This window comes from Aquirufa nivalisilvae (assembly GCF_004307455.1).
GTDB classification, from domain to species: domain Bacteria; phylum Bacteroidota; class Bacteroidia; order Cytophagales; family Spirosomataceae; genus Aquirufa; species Aquirufa nivalisilvae.
In genome coordinates, this window is sequence record NZ_SEWX01000004.1 from 38,208 (window position 1) to 56,142 (window position 17,935).

General features: G+C 36.5%; 17 protein-coding genes and 1 tRNA gene. 9 read left to right on the plus strand and 9 right to left on the minus strand.

Annotated elements, in window-relative coordinates:
* Positions 1-147: 147 nt before the first annotated feature.
* From EWU22_RS05960 to EWU22_RS13230, 5 genes are all read left to right on the plus strand, one after another.
* A complete protein-coding gene (locus EWU22_RS05960) occupies positions 148-1,065 on the plus strand; it encodes a phosphoenolpyruvate carboxykinase (ATP) (protein WP_130924826.1) in 918 nt (305 codons plus the stop codon).
* A complete protein-coding gene (locus tag EWU22_RS05965; RefSeq protein ID WP_130924827.1) occupies positions 1,049-1,468 on the plus strand; it encodes a lasso peptide biosynthesis B2 protein in 420 nt (139 codons plus the stop codon). Before EWU22_RS05960 ends, EWU22_RS05965 begins: the two co-directional genes overlap by 17 nt.
* A 57-nt stretch (positions 1,469-1,525) precedes the next feature.
* Entirely contained in the window at positions 1,526-1,663 is a 138-nt protein-coding gene (locus tag EWU22_RS13220; RefSeq protein ID WP_161566801.1) for a hypothetical protein, read from the plus strand.
* Between the two features lie 354 nt (positions 1,664-2,017).
* Positions 2,018-2,155: a hypothetical protein gene (locus tag EWU22_RS13225; protein WP_161566802.1), complete on the plus strand. Its 138-nt coding sequence runs from the start codon at positions 2,018-2,020 to the stop codon at positions 2,153-2,155.
* 275 nt (positions 2,156-2,430) lie between these two features.
* Positions 2,431-2,568: a hypothetical protein gene (locus tag EWU22_RS13230; protein ID WP_161566803.1), complete on the plus strand. Its 138-nt coding sequence runs from the start codon at positions 2,431-2,433 to the stop codon at positions 2,566-2,568.
* Positions 2,569-2,711: 143 nt separating this feature from the next.
* Here the strand turns inward: EWU22_RS13230 and EWU22_RS05970 are convergent, their stop codons facing one another.
* The gene (locus EWU22_RS05970; RefSeq protein WP_130924828.1) at positions 2,712-3,749 is read right to left on the minus strand and encodes an endo-1,4-beta-xylanase; all 1,038 of its coding nucleotides are present in this window, start codon (positions 3,747-3,749) and stop codon (positions 2,712-2,714) included.
* A 95-nt stretch (positions 3,750-3,844) separates the two neighbouring features.
* On the minus strand, positions 3,845-5,311 hold the full coding sequence (locus EWU22_RS05975; protein WP_130924829.1) for a cryptochrome/deoxyribodipyrimidine photo-lyase family protein: 1,467 nt from the start codon (positions 5,309-5,311) through the stop codon (positions 3,845-3,847).
* Positions 5,312-5,550: 239 nt separating this feature from the next.
* On the opposite strand from EWU22_RS05975, the gene EWU22_RS05980 reads away from it, so the two are divergent.
* From EWU22_RS05980 to EWU22_RS05985, 3 genes are all read left to right on the plus strand, one after another.
* On the plus strand, positions 5,551-6,102 hold the full coding sequence (locus EWU22_RS05980; RefSeq protein WP_231962796.1) for a zeta toxin family protein: 552 nt from the start codon (positions 5,551-5,553) through the stop codon (positions 6,100-6,102).
* Entirely contained in the window at positions 6,075-6,239 is a 165-nt protein-coding gene (locus EWU22_RS13475) for a hypothetical protein (protein ID WP_231962778.1), read from the plus strand. Before EWU22_RS05980 ends, EWU22_RS13475 begins: the two co-directional genes overlap by 28 nt.
* 102 nt (positions 6,240-6,341) lie before the next feature.
* The gene (locus EWU22_RS05985; protein WP_130924831.1) at positions 6,342-7,805 is read left to right on the plus strand and encodes a sulfatase; all 1,464 of its coding nucleotides are present in this window, start codon (positions 6,342-6,344) and stop codon (positions 7,803-7,805) included.
* A gap of 128 nt (positions 7,806-7,933) precedes the next feature.
* On the opposite strand, the gene EWU22_RS05990 is transcribed toward EWU22_RS05985, so the two are convergent.
* The 3 genes from EWU22_RS05990 to EWU22_RS06000 all read right to left on the minus strand — a co-directional run bounded on the left by EWU22_RS05990 (position 7,934) and on the right by EWU22_RS06000 (position 10,174).
* Positions 7,934-8,827, minus strand: a complete 894-nt coding sequence (locus EWU22_RS05990) for a dioxygenase family protein (RefSeq protein WP_130924832.1) — start codon at positions 8,825-8,827, stop codon at positions 7,934-7,936.
* Between the two features lie 41 nt (positions 8,828-8,868).
* The gene (locus tag EWU22_RS05995; RefSeq protein WP_130924833.1) at positions 8,869-9,603 is read right to left on the minus strand and encodes a hypothetical protein; all 735 of its coding nucleotides are present in this window, start codon (positions 9,601-9,603) and stop codon (positions 8,869-8,871) included.
* 496 nt (positions 9,604-10,099) lie between these two features.
* A tRNA-Val gene (locus tag EWU22_RS06000) sits at positions 10,100-10,174 on the minus strand.
* 150 nt (positions 10,175-10,324) lie between these two features.
* Between EWU22_RS06000 and EWU22_RS06005 the strand changes: the two genes are divergently transcribed.
* Positions 10,325-11,140, plus strand: coding sequence for a TerC family protein (locus EWU22_RS06005; RefSeq protein ID WP_109322430.1), 816 nt, complete (start codon positions 10,325-10,327; stop codon positions 11,138-11,140).
* A gap of 1,198 nt (positions 11,141-12,338) precedes the next feature.
* On the opposite strand, the gene EWU22_RS06010 is transcribed toward EWU22_RS06005, so the two are convergent.
* The 4 genes from EWU22_RS06010 to EWU22_RS06025 all read right to left on the minus strand — a co-directional run bounded on the left by EWU22_RS06010 (position 12,339) and on the right by EWU22_RS06025 (position 17,926).
* Positions 12,339-12,758: a thioredoxin family protein gene (locus tag EWU22_RS06010; protein WP_109322431.1), complete on the minus strand. Its 420-nt coding sequence runs from the start codon at positions 12,756-12,758 to the stop codon at positions 12,339-12,341.
* 81 nt (positions 12,759-12,839) lie between these two features.
* Entirely contained in the window at positions 12,840-13,964 is a 1,125-nt protein-coding gene (gene dnaN / locus EWU22_RS06015; RefSeq protein ID WP_109324974.1) for a DNA polymerase III subunit beta, read from the minus strand.
* A gap of 94 nt (positions 13,965-14,058) precedes the next feature.
* Positions 14,059-15,735 carry a gliding motility-associated ABC transporter substrate-binding protein GldG gene (gldG, locus tag EWU22_RS06020; RefSeq protein WP_130924834.1) on the minus strand — a complete coding sequence of 559 codons (1,677 nt, stop codon included), beginning with the start codon at positions 15,733-15,735 and terminating at the stop codon, positions 14,059-14,061.
* Positions 15,736-15,808: 73 nt separating this feature from the next.
* Positions 15,809-17,926, minus strand: a complete 2,118-nt coding sequence (locus EWU22_RS06025; RefSeq protein WP_130924835.1) for a peptidylprolyl isomerase — start codon at positions 17,924-17,926, stop codon at positions 15,809-15,811.
* Between the last annotated feature and the right edge of the window lie 9 nt (positions 17,927-17,935).

The following is a 17,935-nucleotide window of genomic DNA, read 5'->3' on the forward strand; positions in this document are numbered from 1 at the left end:
TTTTGATTTTGAAGTGCTAATTGGTTTTTTTAGAAACACATATCACCATTATTGATTTTCTTTGTTTTTGAATTGAGCTATCAGATAAATACTAATTTCTGTTTAGCTAAATTGTGCAATTTGATCTATTCATTTTAAATGAAGAATATGTTATTTAACTATTGGGCTTTTGGATTGAAAATTCAATCGGATATCGAATTCCCTGAATTTGTAAATTCGGAATTCGATATGGCAGATTTGGTGATTTCGAGTCGAAAAGTTTCTAATAAATTGAAATCAAAGCCTTTGATAGAAGAGAATAAAGAGGCAATAAATGAAGATGAATATTATTTGGAGGTGGACAATGTTGCCAAATATTATGCCTATCAAGGGAAAATAATTGATGTGGATTTTAATCCATTAGCAGATTCGCGTACCATCAGGATTTATTTGTTGGCAACAGTCATGGCTGCTGTATTGCATCAAAGAGATTGTATACCCTTGCATGCTTCTTCTATTAAATGGAAGAATGGATTGATTATTATATCAGGAGATTCTGGTGCAGGAAAATCAACGACAGTTTCGGGTTTATTGAAATCTGGATATTCTATTTTTAGTGATGATGTAATCGTTTTAAAGCAAGAGGAAAACCAAGAAGTTCAAGCTAGAGCATCATACCCCATGATAAAATTATGGGATGATGCTATTGAAAAATTGCAAAGTGAAATGTTTGAAAAAAGAGATTTTTTAGTAAAACCAGGATATGAGAAATTTGGATTTTTTTTTCACGAGCAATTTGATCAAAATCCATATCCTATCAAATTGATTCTAGTGTTGAAAATCAAAGAAGTAGATCAAGTAGAATATCAAGAATTACACGGAGGAGAAGCGTTTAAAGAATTTATAGCACAATCATATCGACCAAATTTATTGCACAGTAATTCACTGAGAGCATTGAACTACGCTATGTTGGTAGCTATTTTGAAAAATGCCAAATTGGTAGTGGTAAATAGACCTTCCGTATGTAATCCTGAAATATTATTATCGACCATTGAAACCATTATTCAGCATGAATATCCTGTATAAGTCGAAAGAAATTGGGTTATTTGTTGAAGCTTGGATTTGGTTGGCATTTGCCAGAATGGCCATATTAATTCTTTCATTCGAATATTTGATGAAACTGATTGGTAAGCCGCTTTCAGCTCAAGAATGGGTAAAGGCAAATCAAGTTCTGGATCGCTTTATTCCTATAAATCAAGCTATTGAACGAGCATCTCGATATTCATTTTGGAGGACTAAATGCTTTGAACAAGCTCTAACGGCCAAATGGATGTTGGGCAGTCGAGGCCAAACTACCTATTTGTATTTTGGAGTAAGAAAAGAATTAAGTTTAGGCCTTACTGCTCATGCCTGGTTGGTATGTGAGGGGGAAATAGTAACCGGAGGCAATGGAGCCTCTGATTTTACAGCGATAAGTTGCATTATTTAATTTTTTTTAAGAAAATAGCAGTTTGATAATTTTTACATAAAATATAAACCTGTTAAAATGGAAAAAATGAAAGAAAACGCTTCTCAAGTAGAAGCTAAAGAAATTTGGGCAAAACCTGAGTTAGAGACAGTTTCTGTTAAAGAGAATACTTTAGCAGGAGGTCCAGGTGCCAGTGATTTTGGTATTTTTAGCTAATCTATTCTGGTTAGTTGAATTTATATTAATTAACGAGTCTAAGTAGAAGAAGCTAGATTTTTTGGTTAATATGCAAGAATGGAACAGATGAAAGAGATATGACAGCTTTCATCTGTTCTTTTTTTTAGAGGTTTTTAATTGATTTTGTTGAAATTCGAATAGGTGTCAATGGCTGAATTATTTGTTCTCATACCAAAGAGAAAAATCTAAAGTTCATGTCTAATAATTATGTCATGAGGAAATAATATCGGGAGGGAATGTAGCCCCTGATTTTACTTCGACATTTGCATTATTTAATTTTTTTCAAGAAAATAGCATGTAGATTAATTTTACATAAAATATAAACCTGTTAAAATGGAAAAAATGATAGAAAACGCTTCTCAAGTAGAAGCTAAAGAAAATTGGGCAAAGCCTGAGTTGGAGACGGTTTGTGTTAAAGAGAGTACTTTAGCTGGGAATGGTGCTACCCCAGATGCTCTTTTATTTAGCTAGATTCCATGAAAGATTTAAATAAAGTTCAATAATTATAAAATGTGGTAAAGCCTGTTGATGCTAATATATTTGTCAGGTTGTTATTACAAGGGTGATTGATAATACTTCTTTAGTTATTGATTGCATTTCTGTTTAGAAAATTGGTCTCATGAACTCTTATTTAATCTATCTTTTGCAATAGGCTTCACTGGACTTTTTAAAATCACATATTTTATTTTACTAATTAAAGATTACTAATCAATTTTTTTTACATTATAAACATAAAACATATCAAAATGAAAGAAAACAAAGAATTGATCTCCTTCACGGAAGTAAAAGAAGTGTGGGCTAAACCTGAAGTAGAATTGGTATCAGTGAAAGAAAATACCTTAGGTGCTTTCGGAGTCGGGGCTGATAATGGAATTTTTAGTTAGATTTAGATTGGATATTTGGTGCTGTTTTCGACCAAAATAAAGATTTATCGAAATGCTAGAGTTGCAAAAAAGGTGGGATTATGAAAATATATCCCACCTTTTTTGATTTCTAAATACAAGATTTAACGCTCCTAGGATTTGAATTATTTCTTTTTCAACCTTTCATATAAATCTACATAAGCAGGTTTTTTCTGGTAAGCTTCATCAAAAAGCAAGGGATATTCCTTGGGTCTTTTGAAATAACCTCTTAACCAAGAATCCTTGTCTCCCACATTCCAAAAAGTAATGCCGTACTGTTGCCCTGCAGGAATGTTGGCAAACGAAGTAAACAATAACTGAAATTTATCAGATTGGGCTTTCAGGACAATGATATCAAGCACAAAATCTGGATTGTTTTTCGGGTTTACGGCTACATCCACTTCGGAAAAATGAATGTGTAAGCCAGTAGCGGTCGACTGCTCTATCACTTGCTTGATTTCTTCATTTTTGGATTGGATGGAAATATGCATTTGCAATCCTAAGCCATGAATGGGGATTTGACGTTTTTTGAAATCTTGAACCATATTCAATATGGCCTCCATCTTTTTAGGTTTTCCATCTTGCCCGTAATCATTGTAAAAAAGTAAAGCCTTAGGGTCTGCCTCATGTGCCCAAGTAAAGCTTTTAGCAAGGTAATCAGGTATATGATCAGCCCAAAGGCTTGGTCGCAAACTCCCATCGTCCAAAAAAGCTTCATTCACGACATCCCAACCAGCTATTTGACCTTGATAATGTTTGACAATCGTTTGAATATGGTTTTTCAATAGATTTTCCCAAGCCAGCTGATCTCCTTGGAATTCTTTCATCCAAGTGGCTGTTTGATTATGCCAAACTAAGGTATGTCCATGAATTCGACTTTTATTTTTCTTAGCAAAAGCAAGAATCTCATCGCCTTTCGTGAAATCAAATCGATTTACCTCTGGATGAATGAGGGCCATCTTCATGTGATTTTCAGCTGTTAAACTTGTAAATTCACTAGATGCTAATGCGCGATAACTTGCGTTTTCTTCCAATAATCGAGGATTCACCGAAGCTCCCAAAGGATATGAGAGTATTTGTTTTAAATATGGAGCAGTACCTGAATTTTGTGCTTGGAGAAAAGGAGTGAAGCCAAGTAAAAGCAGAGTGAGGATTCTTTTCATGGTCAAATGGTTTTGCACAAGGTAGGAATTTTGATGAAAATTATTCTTAAGCGAGGTTATTATTGCTATTAGGCAAGCCTTAAGACTATTACATCTTATTTTTTATTGACATGTTTTTGAATAATACGTGCTCCTTCCTGCTTTGCAACTTTCGTCTTTCTGATTGCCCAAACTTGTTCAGAGGCTGTTTTGCGTGAATTTTCTACATCAATGATGGGGAATGGGTAATCTTGCCCAATGTTTACTTGGTACATTTTCTGTTCCATTTCACTCATCTTCCAGGGTTCATGAACTAGACTTGATGGAACATGATGAAGCTCAGGGATCCATTTTTTGATGAATATTCCATCAGGATCATGTTCCATGGAGTTTTTTATTGGGTTGTAAATTCGAATGGTATTAACGCCTGTAATGCCAGCTTGCATTTGAATCTGCGGATAATGGATGCCCGGTTCATAGTCGAGGAATTGTCGAGCCAAAAAATGAGCTAAGTCCCGCCAATCTTGCCACAGGTTAAATACAAAGAAGGAAACAACCATAGCACGCATTCGGAAATTGATATAGCCCGTTTCCACTAAACAGCGCATGCAGGCATCTACCAAAGGAATGCCCGTTTGTCCTTGCTCCCAAGCTTTTATGAGTTCATCATCGCGCTTTTTTTCCAAAGATTGATAGGCCAAATTGATGGCTTCAAATTCCATTCGACATTCATCTTCGAATTTTTGAATAAAATGACAATGCCAATGGAGGCGGGACATGAAATTTTGAAGGGAGCGTCGATTACTTGATTGAGAATAATGTTGTTTTGTAAATGTATATACCATCCTCATACTTAGGTTTCCATAGCTCAAATAAGGAGAAATTCGGCTACAGGCTCGCCGACTGGCCTCTGGTTTACTGATGGATTTACTGTAATGGATATGTCGGGTTTGTACAAAGCTTTGCAAATATTTCCAAGCCCAATATTCGCCTCCTTCTTGAAATTTCTGATTTCGAGTTTTAAAATCTTTTGGAATTTCTTCCCCTTTCAATTGGTCAAATAGTTGAATGGGTAAATGTACTAAGTTCCAATCGTGCTCTCGAACTAAAAATGGAGGCCGATTCATGCTTTGCTCCCATCTTTTTTGCCAAGTCTTTCGTGAACTTAATTTCCGAATGACTCCATTGCTTGGAGTTTCTTTCCATTGAATTCCATGTAAATCACAAAATACCTTGACTGCTATATCTCGCTGGTAGCTTAGATTGTTTCCAATTTCTTCGTGGGAAAAAATGTTTTGTATAGAATAATGTTCTGTTAAGTCAACCAACACGGGCAATACCTCTTGATGAAAAATATACAAAGTTCCATTTCGATCCTCCAATCGACCTTGCATTTCGGTTAAAGACTCATATACAAAGCGCCAATGTCGCACATCACTATCGGGATATTGGATCAAAGAAGGTTCAAAAAAATAAACCAATAGTACAGGTATATCTTGTTCCAAGGCATGGTAAAGTGGCTCATGGTCAGTAAACCGTAGATCACGTTTAAACCAAACGATATTGATGGGCGCTTTGCTCAAGAGAATTTGTTTAGTTGGTAAACTAGAAGCGGAAAATATTGTTTTAAGGGAATCCGTTAAGCTATGGCTATAAAATGACAAGAAATGTAATTACAGATTGGAGGGAATTGTATTTTTAAATTAGCTTAAGGTAATATGATTCCTTATGTCATAAGTATTAGGATAAATTATCAGTTTTTTGAGTTGATAGGATCCAAAAGCTATGTATTTTCGAATCGATAGAAAAATATTTATATATCATTGCAGGATGTAATGGAGCTGGAAAGACAACAGCTTCCAATACTATATTACCTGAAATTTTAGATTGTAAAGAGTTCGTAAATGCAGATGAAATTGCTAAGAGTTTATCTCCATTTCAACCAGAGAAAGTAGCATTTGAGTCGGGAAGAATTATGCTTGCAAGAATTGATGAGTTATTGTTGAAAGGAGAGTCTTTTTCATTTGAGACAACTTTAGCTGCCAAATCATATCAGAATTTGATTAAAGAAGCTCAGAACAAAGGCTTTATTGTATTTCTATTGTTTTTTTGGCTCCGTTCAATTGATCTTGCAAAAGAGAGGGTTGTTATTCGAGTAAAAGAAGGGGGACATTATATACCTGAAAATGTAATAGAAAGACGATATAAAGCAGGAATTACAAATTTGTTTCATATATATTTGCCCTTGGTTGATGCATGGTTAATCTATGATAATTCAGATTCAGAACCTGATTACATCGCATCTAAAGATCAAGGCGGAATTTGTAAAATTAAAAATGTTATAAAATGGCAGCAACTAAATCAGACTCGTTAAAGAATGCTTCATTAATAATGGAGAAGATAGAGTTGGGTATGTCCAAAGTAAAAGAGGATTTAATTGCATATAAAAAAGCAAAAAAATCTGATTTAGTTGTACTTAAGGGAGACAAAGTCGTTCATGTAAAACCGTAAGTATTCACATTTCAACATGTGAAATTTCAAATGTCACTTGAATGGAAGTTTCAACCTATTTAAGGTTAAGCAAAACTTTTTCTGTCCTATTCTATTATCCGGATGAAAAAAATAGTACCCATACTATGGTTTGTATTAGTGTCTTTTAACCTAATAGCCCAAAATTCATCCAAACCCAACATCATCACTTTTATTGTAGATGATATGGGTTGGACAGATGCATTTAATCCTAATTATCATACACCTAATATGGCCAAATTGGCTAAGCAAGGAGTGAAATTTTCCCAAGCTTATGCTACACCTGTTTGCACTCCTACTCGAACTAGTTTTTTATCAGGCATGAATGCCGCACATCACGGGGTGACCAATTGGACATCACCTGTAAAGGATAAAAATAGTGACGCAGATGATCAACAATTTAGTCCTAGTCCATGGAAGATCAATGGTTTGAGTCCAAATGAGTATACTTCTTACCCTCAATTGCTGAAGCAAGCGGGTTATTTTACCATTCATGTTGGTAAAGCTCATTGGGGGGCAGCGGGCACTCCACAAGCAAACCCCTATAATTTAGGCTTTCAAGTCAATATTTCTGGTCATGCAGCTGGACATCCACAGAGTTATTATGGGAAAGACAATTATGGCAATTTGCCTGGTAAAGTTAGTCTTCAAGCTGTACCTGATTTGGAAGAGTACCATGGGTCTTCTATATTTTTAACCGAGGCTTTAACTTTGGAAGCATTAAAGTCCTTAGATACTCCAATACAAAACAAGCAGCCATTTTATTTAAATTTAGCCCATTATGGCGTGCATACTCCTATTCAGTCGGACGACCGTTTCTTCCAAAAGTATTTAGCTGCCGGCTTGGATTCTGCAGAAGCAAAATATGCGAGTTTGGTAGAAGGGGTTGATAAAAGTTTGGGGGATATCATGAATTACTTAGATGAAAAGAAAGTAGCTGGGAACACGATTATTCTATTCATGAGTGATAATGGAGGTTTGAGTTTAGCGCCAGCTAGAGGGAAGAAAGCGCATGTGCAAAACTTGCCCTTGAGGGCAGGGAAGGGCTCTGTTTATGAAGGAGGAATTCGGATTCCTATGATGGTCAAATGGCCAGGAGTAGCCAAGGTAAACCAAGTAGCTAATCAATACATGATAGCAGAAGATTTGTTTCCAACGATTCTTGAAATGGCTAAATTGTCGCGAGTGAAAACTTTCCAAACATTGGATGGTCAGAGCATGGTTCCTTATTTGAAAAACCCAAGTTTAAAGAATGAAAACAGGATTTTAGTTTGGCATTATCCCAACAAATGGATAGAGCAAGACGGCCCTGGTATCAATTATAAATCGGCAATTCGTCGAGGGGATTATAAATTAGTTTATGATTTACGCACTGGCCAAAAGGAACTATATAATCTTTCACAAGATATGGCGGAACAGTTCGATTTGGCAAGCAAGTTACCTGAACAATGCCTTCAGCTCACTCAAATGTTAAAATCTTACTTGATTCAACATCATGCACCTATGCCAGTAGATAAGAAAACTGGAAAGGTAGTAGAGATTCTTTAATGGGGATTTGAATTTGGCTTGGCAACTTTCTGTTATTTGAAATTCGACGTTTTAAACTATAATTGCTTATGGATCTAAATGGATTCAAAGTTGAGCTCTTTTATTTTCCCATAACGCGTAGTTTGCAGCTATTCTTTGATGGAAACCGAGCTGTGTTTCAATAAATCGTCATCTATGTAAGTATAAGTAAGTTTTATAGATTCATTGGGCATTATTTCAAAGTAAAGTGTTGCGTACATACCTTTTGGCGTCGATGGATATTCAAAAGTATTATTGCCAACGTATTCAAAATTTTCTCCAAATACTTCATTCTTCATCCAAAGGCATTTGTTCTTTTGAAAGAGTTCAATTTTTTTGGATTTGTCTTTTTCATCGGTATAAATACCAGTTAATTTGTCAATAACTGCCGCTTCAGCTGTTAATGTTTTGGACATACTTACATGATACAATACTTTTTTGGTTCCATCTTGTAAGGTTTCAGTATCCAATATTCTGTTTTTAGCCTCAGGTGAGGAGGCGTACATATCCTTCGGGATATGGGTATCGCCAGAGAAATACAATTGTGTTACCAATGGCTGATAACCTTCTGCGGTAATCATTAAATGAAAATGTGCGGGTCTTATATGTCCACCTCCTGCATCATAGGGCACGGGTAAAATAGTCTTAAATGAATATTTCCCATGTTCATCTGAATAGCTTGTTCCTCGATAACGGTACTCACTAGATGTATTATCATAAACACCCTGGGAGTCACAATGCCACAATTCTATTTTCGCTTTTTTGTAAGGAGTTATGCAATCTTTATGTCGGATAATACCACTCAATTCAATGGGAGTTCCGCCCTGACCTTTCATGTTGAGGTTGTTTCGAAGGGGGCTGTTGGGTCGATAATAGGGTCCCAGTATATCGCTGGTAGTTTCACAATCACCTATAAAATGATTGCCGTCAAAGTGAATAAATCCATTCGTACTTATTGCCACAGCAAATAAGGTTGAGTTTTTAATAAATGTTCTTCTTTGCATGATTTCTCCTAAAAATTAGTGTTAAATCTTAAAACAGTAACTTATAATGCTAAAAACCATTCACCGAATTCCATCCAAAAAGTGAATTTATAAAAGTTTAAAACAGAAAGATGGTATCCGACTAAAAGTAACAGGACAAAGGGGAAAACGTTCCAGCGTTTATGTGATCTAAAGTCCCAGATACATAAAAAAAGCAGTAAAATATCGACTATTGCAAAGCTATAAATGGGCACTAATGGGTAACCTTCTAAGGTAGGCAAGTATTTCAATAAGGATGGTAAATGAGTGCCAATAATACGGTCGGTGATGGGTGGGATCATTGGGAAAACTGTGCAAAGCATGTATCTGGCATGAATGGTTCCTTTATTCTTATGATAGATGGCTAGGCCATATAATATGATAAAAACAAGTAAGGCATTAAGGACAAGTGCTACAGCAAAGTTAGAATATGGGCTCATTTGTTTTATACCCAATAACCTGTATTTTAACAGGTAGATGGTAGAAAACAAAAGTAGTGGTACGAGAACATAAGAAACGATCCCAATTTTTTTATGGATGGCAACTTTTTTTAATCGGATTAGCCATGGCTGAACAATCAGCATTAAGCACCATAAAATTAAGGTGATTCCATGGAAGTGTAAACGGTAATTTAACTGCTCACCCATTTTAGAAAAATAGGTAAACCAAAAGCCCCAAATCATAAACAAAAAGAATACAACAAAGAAGAGATAACTCTTTTGATAGAGCGATTTTTCAAGTTTCATTTTAAGTCCCATATCGCTAAGTTTTTTAAAAAGCTAAATCATCGTAAGTCGTTCATGTTGAGGCAATTGATTAAACGTGCACAATAGTATAAAAAGAAGCATATATATCAAATTTTTAATACTATAGTTTTGGGTATTATTGCAAAACTCGTGTATTCAGGCTTTTTACGATAGTAAACGTGATTGATTTGGTAGTTTTGCCTAATTAGAAAGGTGGTTTTGAATTTGAAATGAGGCAATCTTTAAAGGACATCCATCCTTTTATTGTAGTGGCTGATGGAGATTAAAAGTTATGTTTGTGATTCTCGAGGCGACTGGTTTATTTTTGATACAGCCTTATTTTTTATGCTAATTCGTTCATTTTCGATGATACTCATTTAGCAATATTGGGGAATATTTTCCTTGAAATAGCTTTTGTTTTTGAATAATATATTTCGAATTCTATGTATTCTGTGAATACCCCCTAAAACACAAAAACCTCATCGAAAGATGAGGTTTTTGAAGGGTGTGGTCCCACTAGGATTCGAACCTAGGACCCCCTGCTTGTAAGGCAGGTGCTCTGAACCAGCTGAGCTATAAGACCCTTTCCGTTGAATTGGTCTGCAAATATCCATCTTTTTTTGGCTTTTTGCAAGTGCAGTATAGAAAAAAATGTAGAAATTTTTCAGCTCTTTTATTAATTGTTGGCTATCTCGCAGAAAGCCAGCATCTTTGCATTCATAAAATTTTTAACATGGATCACCTTTTTTCTATCAACGGACTACTTAGCCTATTAACCCTGACTTTTTTAGAAGTGGTATTAGGCATAGACAATATCATCTTTATCTCACTAACCGCTCATAAATTACCCGAAGACCAACAAGCCAAAGCACGCAACCTCGGACTTATCCTGGCTATGGGTTTCCGCGTCATGCTGTTACTCGGTCTTTCCTATTTAATCTCCTTACAAAAACCTTTCTGGCACTTTAGTTCTGATTGGCTTTCTGTTGCACCAACAGGTCAAGCCCTCATTCTGTTCGTCGGCGGCCTCTTTCTTTTATATAAAGCCACCAATGAAATATTCCAAAAACTGGAAGGAGAAGAACATCATGCCGATGGGAAACCTAAAAGTGTGAAAGCTAAGTTTGCCCAAGTTGTCACTCAAATCGCACTGATTGATTTGGTCTTTTCTATCGACTCGGTATTAACCGCCATTGGTTTAACCAATGAAATTGTCATTATGATTACTGCAGTGATTATTTCCATCTTTATCATGATGGGCTTCTCAGGCCCTGTCGGTCGTTTCGTGAACCAACACCCTTCCTTGCAGGTCTTAGGCCTTTCATTCCTCATCATGATCGGTTTTATGCTCATTGCCGAGGCTAGTCACGACTCGGAATTCGTTATTTTGGGAAATAGCATCGGTCAAATCCCGAAAGGCTATTTATATTTTGCTATTGCTTTCTCCCTATTTGTAGAATTCATCAACATCAAAATGCGGAAGAAATCCACCAAAGCCGTAGAGATTCGTGATGTGAAAAATGAGGCGGGGGAGAAGGGGATCATTTAATTAATTGTAAATGATAAATGATGAATTATGAATTATAAATGGTTGAGTCTTTCATTCTAATAACTAAACCCTAATATCTAACAACTAAAAAGGTTAATCCAACGAAAGATGGAAACGGAGCATGAGCGAAGCGGAAGGCGCATCTTTGACCCCGTGCGTTAGGCAGTGCTAAGTGTCAAAGATTAAAGCCGTATGCGGAGTGGACATCGGTTCTGCGCAGCAGAATTCGTCTTAGGATTAACCGTATTGATTCCATTTTTTTGTTTCTTTTTTTTATAAAAAAAAGAAATACCTTAGCATTCTATGCTTAATCAAGTTCTTATTTGGTGATTGAGATGTCAGACTATTTACCTTAGGGTCTATCAAACTTTACTTTTCAGCAAGTACCTTTGGTTTTCTTTTTTTGACAAAAAAAGAAACAAAAAAATCTTTTTTTGTCGTACAGCCAAGGCGAATTCCGCTTCGCGGAACCGTGATTCACTCCGCTAGCGCCTATATTTTTGACGCCTACGCACATCGCCCATGCTGAGGTCAAAACCTCGTCTACCGCTGCGTTCATCACATTTCGCAGGGCTGTACGACGGTGTTTTCTATTAAAAATTTTACATTCTCAATTCTACATTGAACTGTTAATGCCAACGATTGATGGAAACGAAGCTTCAGCGAAGCGGCAAGAAAGAAATTGTAAATGATGAATTATAAATGGTGGAAGCCTTTCATTCTAATAACTAAACCCTAATATCTAACAACTAAAAAGGTTAATCCAACGAAAGATGGAAACGGAGCATGAGCGAAGCGGAAGGCGCATCTTTGACCCCGTGCGTTAGGCAGTGCTAAGTGTCAAAGATTAAAGCCGTATGCGTAGTGGACATCGGTTCTGCGCAGCAGAATTCGTCTTAGGATTAACCGTATTGATTCCATTTTTTTGTTTCTTTTTTTTATAAAAAAAAGAAATACCTTAGCATTCTATGCTTAATCAAGTTCTTATTTGGTGATTGAGATGTCAGACTATTTACCTTAGGGTCTATCAAACTTTAATTTCAGCAAGTACCTTCGGTTTTCTTTTTTTATGAAAAAAAGAAAGACCAAAGAAAGTTAAAGTGAGAAAATGTGATTGTAAAAAATAAAAGGCCAGAATTCAATGTAGAATTTGGCCTTTTATTTTTTAAATATCAATTAATAAATCTTGTTGAGTTGACTATTTAACCGTTTTAGCCACAGTCAATAACTCCTTCGCACCACCTCTAGGTAATCCTAATACCTTCTTTTTAACTTTACCAGAAGCATCCATAAACATCAAAGTAGGATAGCCTTCCACAGGATACATATTGGCCAATTGTGGGCCTTCACCCGCCTCCATATCCACACCAATGGAAATGAATTTGGCATTCATGTATTCGCCTAACTCCTTATCTGGAAATACCTTGGTTTTCAACACCTTGCAAGGGCCACACCAAGAAGTATACGCATCAAAAAAGATTAATTTATTCTCTTTCTTAGCCTTCGCTAATGCTTGCTTGAAGGAACCATGAAAAAACTCAATTCCATCTCCTTCTCCCGTTTTGGCAAAAGAAGTGAGTGAAATAAATAATAGACCTGTTAAAAATATAGATTTCATTGTTTTTGATTAAAATGTTGATTTCTAAACGAAATAGTATTGTTTAAATTATCTAATCACTAATCCCTAAACACTTATAACTTAGTTATACGAGTTCAGCATCACCGGCATCACCAATAACAACACATCTTCGTTTTCATCCTGATCAGAAGGAATAATTAAACCTGCCTTATTTGGTTCGCTTAATTTAATGTCCACATATTTGGCACTTAAATTGCCCAATAACTCCGAAATCAATTTGGCATTAAATCCAATCTCCATATCTTTTCCTGCATACTCACAAGCTAATACTTCATTGGCTTCATTCGAATAATCTAAATCTTCTGCTGAAAGCGTTAATTTATTGGCATTAAGTTTTAAACGTATCTGGTGAGTCGTCTTATTAGAATAAATGGAGATACGTTTCACCGAACTCAAAAACTCCATTCTGTTGATCGTCAAAATCTCATTGTTCTCCTTAGGAATTGCATTTTCATATTCAGGAAAACGCTCGTCGATAATGCGACAAATCAAAGAAAAGCTTTGGAAGGTAAAGAAAGCATTCGATTGGCTAAACTCTACTTTCACCGTGGTATCGTCCATCGGTAGGGTAGATTTTAACAAAGACAAGGCTTTTTTTGGTAAAATCAAGCTGCTTTGTGCCTCTGGACGGATGTCTGTTCTACGGTAACGTACCAACCGGTGTCCATCTGTTGCCACAAAATTTGTATGATCACCCATCATTTGAATCAAAACACCTGTCATAGCAGGACGCATATCATCATTCGAAACCGCTAATAAGGTATTAGCAATGGCTTCGCCTAAAACAGATGAGGAAAGGCTAATGGATTGGTTTTTAGCAACTTCTGGAATGCGAGGAAAGTCGATTGGATTTTCTCCGCTCAATTTAAAGCGACCATTCTGTGTTGAAATTTCAGCACCAAAAGTGCCTTGATCAGCTGAAATAGTCACTGGTTGCTCAGGTAAACTGCGAAGTGTTTCCAACAATAATCGAGCTGGAAGAGCAATAGATCCATTTTCTGCACCTTCTACATCCAACGTTGTGGTCATCACCGTCTGTAAATCTGAAGCTGTTAAGGTCAATTGATTGCCCTCCAATTCCACTAAAATATTCTCTAAAATAGGAATGATTGGATTGCTCGCAACAACACCATTAATGGCTGAGATTTGTTTGAGAAGAACACTAGAAGCTACAAGAAATTTCATGTATTTGATGGTTTTAAGAGTATTTGTGATAAAGACACCTGCAGGTGTATTCAAACCTTGAAGTTAAAATAATTTAGGTATTCTACCAAAGGTTTCAAGCATTGTATTTTTTCTTTCGGTACAGTATGACTAAAAGACTGACAATTCCCGCAAATGAGATTGGAATAGCCAAATTTATACCTTGCCAAAAGCTTTTTTCTTCCTTCACCTTCACTTTATCCAATGGTCGTAAACGAACATTTTTATTTCTGGCCAATAAGGCTTGCTGATCATCCAATATGTAATGAAAAGCATTCAAAATAAAGTCTTTATTGGCAAAGGTATGTTTCGCAAAAGTATCAAATCCCAAAGGCAATGGAGCCTTCGTGCTGGGGTCTATTCCATTCAAAGGAATGTCCCCATCTGCCACCACGATTAAAGTACCAGGTTGGTCTGTTTTAGCCTGAAACGGTTTAGCTAATTTCTCTGTTGGTAAAATTCGATTGGTAAAGGCTGATTGGAATTTACCTTCCAACATATACGCAATAACCTGTGATCCACCTTGGTATTTAGCTGGGTCAAATTCTTTGCCTGAAGCCGAAAAGGGTAGGGTGGCAGGTGTTTTTTGAACTTGCGTATAAGGACTTGTTTTCAATAATGCAGTTCTCTTTAGATTTTGACCGCTTTGAATCGTATCTAAACTAGAAACAAAATGCCCATAGATGGCATCTAGGTTTTTCGTAATGACTGAATTAGGGTTTCCATTCAATAAAGGGAATGCAGGCCATGGCATTAATTCTAAATTGGCCTGATTACCAAAATTGCCTACTGCCAAAGGTATCGCTCCACTCATTTGGGCATCTTTTACCAAATTGGAATTTAAGCGAACTCCATATTGAAATAATAAATTCTGTAATCCTAAATCTTGAGGAGTCACGATCAAGCCCTGTTTCTCTAATGTATCAATTCGAACTCCATCCAAGAAGAAAATCCCTTTGCCTCCCTGAACTAAAAATTGATCTATCTTATATTGATCTTCCGTAGAGAATTTGATGGAAGGTTGTATCACACAAATCGCATCAAGTCCATCCAAAGTGAGGGATTGCGATAAATCAACGGGATATAAATCATAGGACTTTTTTAGTTGGGCAATCAAATCCAATTGCTTGATAGCAGGCACTTTACTGTGATCTAAAAAGAAACCGATTTTCTTTCTTTCTCGATTATCTTGAACTTGCCTAATCCCTTGCATCAATTCATATTCCAAACCCTCAATGGACTGGTTCAATACTTCTTGGGGACTAGTTAGCTTATTGCCTTTCAATAAGAGAATGGCTGCCTGACGGTCCGACTTCTCTATGACAATTCCTGGAAAAATCAATTGCTGAACTTGTTGTCCATCTTCCTGATTCACCACATTGGTAGGCGGGATGCCTAAGGAATCCAAATAAAAGATAAGCGCTTGTCGATCTTTTTCTTTGGGATAGGTTTTATACACATCTATCTGCTCGATATCAATGCGCTGTGGGCTTTGTGCTCGTACATCATCAAGTAGTTCCAATAAAGCTTTTTCAAGTCTTCTAAAGCCACCCGGAAGGTTTTTTCCACCCAAATACACTTTGATGGAAATGGGTCCATCCAAAGACTGCAATACCTGCGTGGAAGATTCACTCAAAGTAAACTTCTTTTCTTCGCTTAAATCCCAACGTAAACGTAGCTGCGGGCTTAGCACGATGAGTAAAATACCCACACCTATTAAGATTACCCACAAGCCGTTTTTTGTCAGTTTCATTTTGGATCTAATACGTTTCAAACAAGAAAAGCATTCCTTGCAGAATGCTTTTCAAAGATAAAGGATATTTTGATTAATAGAATTTGTAGCGTTTATCTACAATTTTCGCATTGTCTTTAATGGCCTCATTGATGTAGTAAGAAGCACGTTGAATTCCCATGGATTGAATCTGAGATTTGTAAGTCGTGTAATCCGCTAAAGCAGGAGCTGCTACAGCAGCTGTTTTTTCTGCAATAAATACACCATTATCACCCGTGAATACTTGGCTTCTCTTACCAGTTTTCAAACCAGCAATTTTACCCAAAGCAACAGCATCAGGACCAGCCGTGTTTAACATACCAGTTGATAAAGTAACATCTGATACATTTTCAACTAAGGCACCAGCACCATATTTTTGAGCAATTTGCTCTAAGCTTCCTTTGATAGCGTTTAATTTAGCCGTGATTTTTTCACCTTTCAATTCAGCACGAACTAAGTTGGTAATACCTTCACGGTAATCATCCACTTTGACATTGTCTTTATCCGTCTTACCAGTTAAGTAAGCCACAATGTATTGATTATCTTGTTCAAATACTTTTTTAGAACCGTCTCCAATAGAAGTGCTTTCATCAAACGCCCAACGAACAATTTCACGCGCATTGGTTAAATTGTTGATGCTTGTTGCGTTTTCTAATAAACGATCGGCACGCATCATGATGATGTTTTTATCCTTTTTCAATGCGGCTTCAAAAGCACCTAAGGTACCATTGGCATTGGCAAATGCATCCGCTTGTGTATAAACACGATCTAACGTAGCTTGTGAAGGAGCAATCGTTTTATTGATCGCCGCTAAACGGTAAGCTGTATTAGTTTTGGCATCCGTGATTTTCACGATGTGATAACCAAATTCAGTTTCAACTACCCCTGGCATTAAACCTGCACCATTAAATCCGAAAATAGCTTTTTCGAAGGCTTTCGTCATAGAACCATTGTTCTTGAAATAACCTAAGTCGCCACCATTTTGAGCAGTACCATCCATACCGTTCAATTGAGCCAAGGTTTCAAAGCTTGCACCACCCTTGATTTGAGTCAAGATGCTTTCTGCTCTTTGTTTAGCTTGTGCTTTAGCAGAATCAGATTTGTTAGCTGGAGCGATTAAGATATGGCTTGCACGAACTGTGAATAAGCTATCTTTTTTAACTCCACCGTATTTGTAAATGGAATAAGTCAAACCGTTTTTAAATGGTCCATAAATACCCCCAACTTGGAAAGTACCTAATTGAGATTTAACAACTTCTGGTATTTCTGAGTAAGCCAATAAATAAGGAGTACGTACATCCGAATTCAACATAGCAAAGGCTGAATCGTTTGGAGCTACTGCTAAATCCTTCGCTAATTTCTTGATTTGGTTGTAAAATTCAACAGTATCCTGAGCTGTTGGCACTACTGGGAAAGTAGCATATTGGATAGAACGAGAATTAACTCCTTTAAAACGATCTTTATGTTTTGCCAAATATTCTTCCAATTGCGCATCACTTACTTTAATGCTAGAATCAGGAATGGAGAAGAAAGGCACATATAAGAAACGTGCAGAAAACTTAGAATTTTGAGCTTGATATTCTTTTTGAGCTTCTGCTGTGTTGACGTAAGTCGACAAACGGATTAAGTTTTCATACTTAGCACGAATACGATCTTGAGCAATTGACTTCTCAAAATTAGCCCAACCTTGTTGCTGCTGTACAGGCATTGTTTTTAAGTTTTTCAAAAACTGAATCACAAAAGTCTTGTCAAATTGACCCGTTTGAGGATTCGTGAATTGCTGACGAACAGATGGGTGGATGTTATTTCCTTGCACCATATCAATCAATTCTTCAGAAGAAACTTTCAATCCTAAAGCATCAAACTCTTTTTTGTAAGCAATATCTAAAATGTATTGATTCCAAACTTGATCACGGATCATGGTAGCTTCTTGTTCACCAGGACCTTTACCTGTTTGTGCTGTATAGTTCGCCGTAGCTTCTTCAACCTTCTTTTGGAATTCAGGTAATAAAATGCTTTCACCTGCTATAACACCTACTTCTTGGTTATTAGAGCCAAACAAAGACGATCTTCCTTGGAAAATATCACTACCGACGAGAAATAAAATTAAACTGATGGCGATTGCTGCTGCCGCGATTCCCGATTTCTCTCTAATTTTTGTAATTAATGCCATTGATAATGT

Coding starts and splice junctions, on each gene's coding strand:
- EWU22_RS05990 (WP_130924832.1), bottom strand. CDS start 8,827: ATGCAAAGAAGAACATTTATTAAAAACTCAACCTTATTTGCTGTGGCA.
- EWU22_RS05970 (WP_130924828.1), bottom strand. CDS start 3,749: ATGAAAAGAATCCTCACTCTGCTTTTACTTGGCTTCACTCCTTTTCTC.
- EWU22_RS13475 (WP_231962778.1), top strand. CDS start 6,075: ATGGCAGCAACTAAATCAGACTCGTTAAAGAATGCTTCATTAATAATG.
- EWU22_RS05960 (WP_130924826.1), top strand. CDS start 148: ATGTTATTTAACTATTGGGCTTTTGGATTGAAAATTCAATCGGATATC.
- EWU22_RS13230 (WP_161566803.1), top strand. CDS start 2,431: ATGAAAGAAAACAAAGAATTGATCTCCTTCACGGAAGTAAAAGAAGTG.
- gldG (WP_130924834.1), bottom strand. CDS start 15,735: ATGAAACTGACAAAAAACGGCTTGTGGGTAATCTTAATAGGTGTGGGT.
- EWU22_RS06010 (WP_109322431.1), bottom strand. CDS start 12,758: ATGAAATCTATATTTTTAACAGGTCTATTATTTATTTCACTCACTTCT.
- EWU22_RS05995 (WP_130924833.1), bottom strand. CDS start 9,603: ATGGGACTTAAAATGAAACTTGAAAAATCGCTCTATCAAAAGAGTTAT.
- EWU22_RS06025 (WP_130924835.1), bottom strand. CDS start 17,926: ATGGCATTAATTACAAAAATTAGAGAGAAATCGGGAATCGCGGCAGCA.
- EWU22_RS05965 (WP_130924827.1), top strand. CDS start 1,049: ATGAATATCCTGTATAAGTCGAAAGAAATTGGGTTATTTGTTGAAGCT.
- EWU22_RS06005 (WP_109322430.1), top strand. CDS start 10,325: ATGGATCACCTTTTTTCTATCAACGGACTACTTAGCCTATTAACCCTG.
- EWU22_RS13220 (WP_161566801.1), top strand. CDS start 1,526: ATGGAAAAAATGAAAGAAAACGCTTCTCAAGTAGAAGCTAAAGAAATT.
- EWU22_RS13225 (WP_161566802.1), top strand. CDS start 2,018: ATGGAAAAAATGATAGAAAACGCTTCTCAAGTAGAAGCTAAAGAAAAT.
- dnaN (WP_109324974.1), bottom strand. CDS start 13,964: ATGAAATTTCTTGTAGCTTCTAGTGTTCTTCTCAAACAAATCTCAGCC.
- EWU22_RS05985 (WP_130924831.1), top strand. CDS start 6,342: ATGAAAAAAATAGTACCCATACTATGGTTTGTATTAGTGTCTTTTAAC.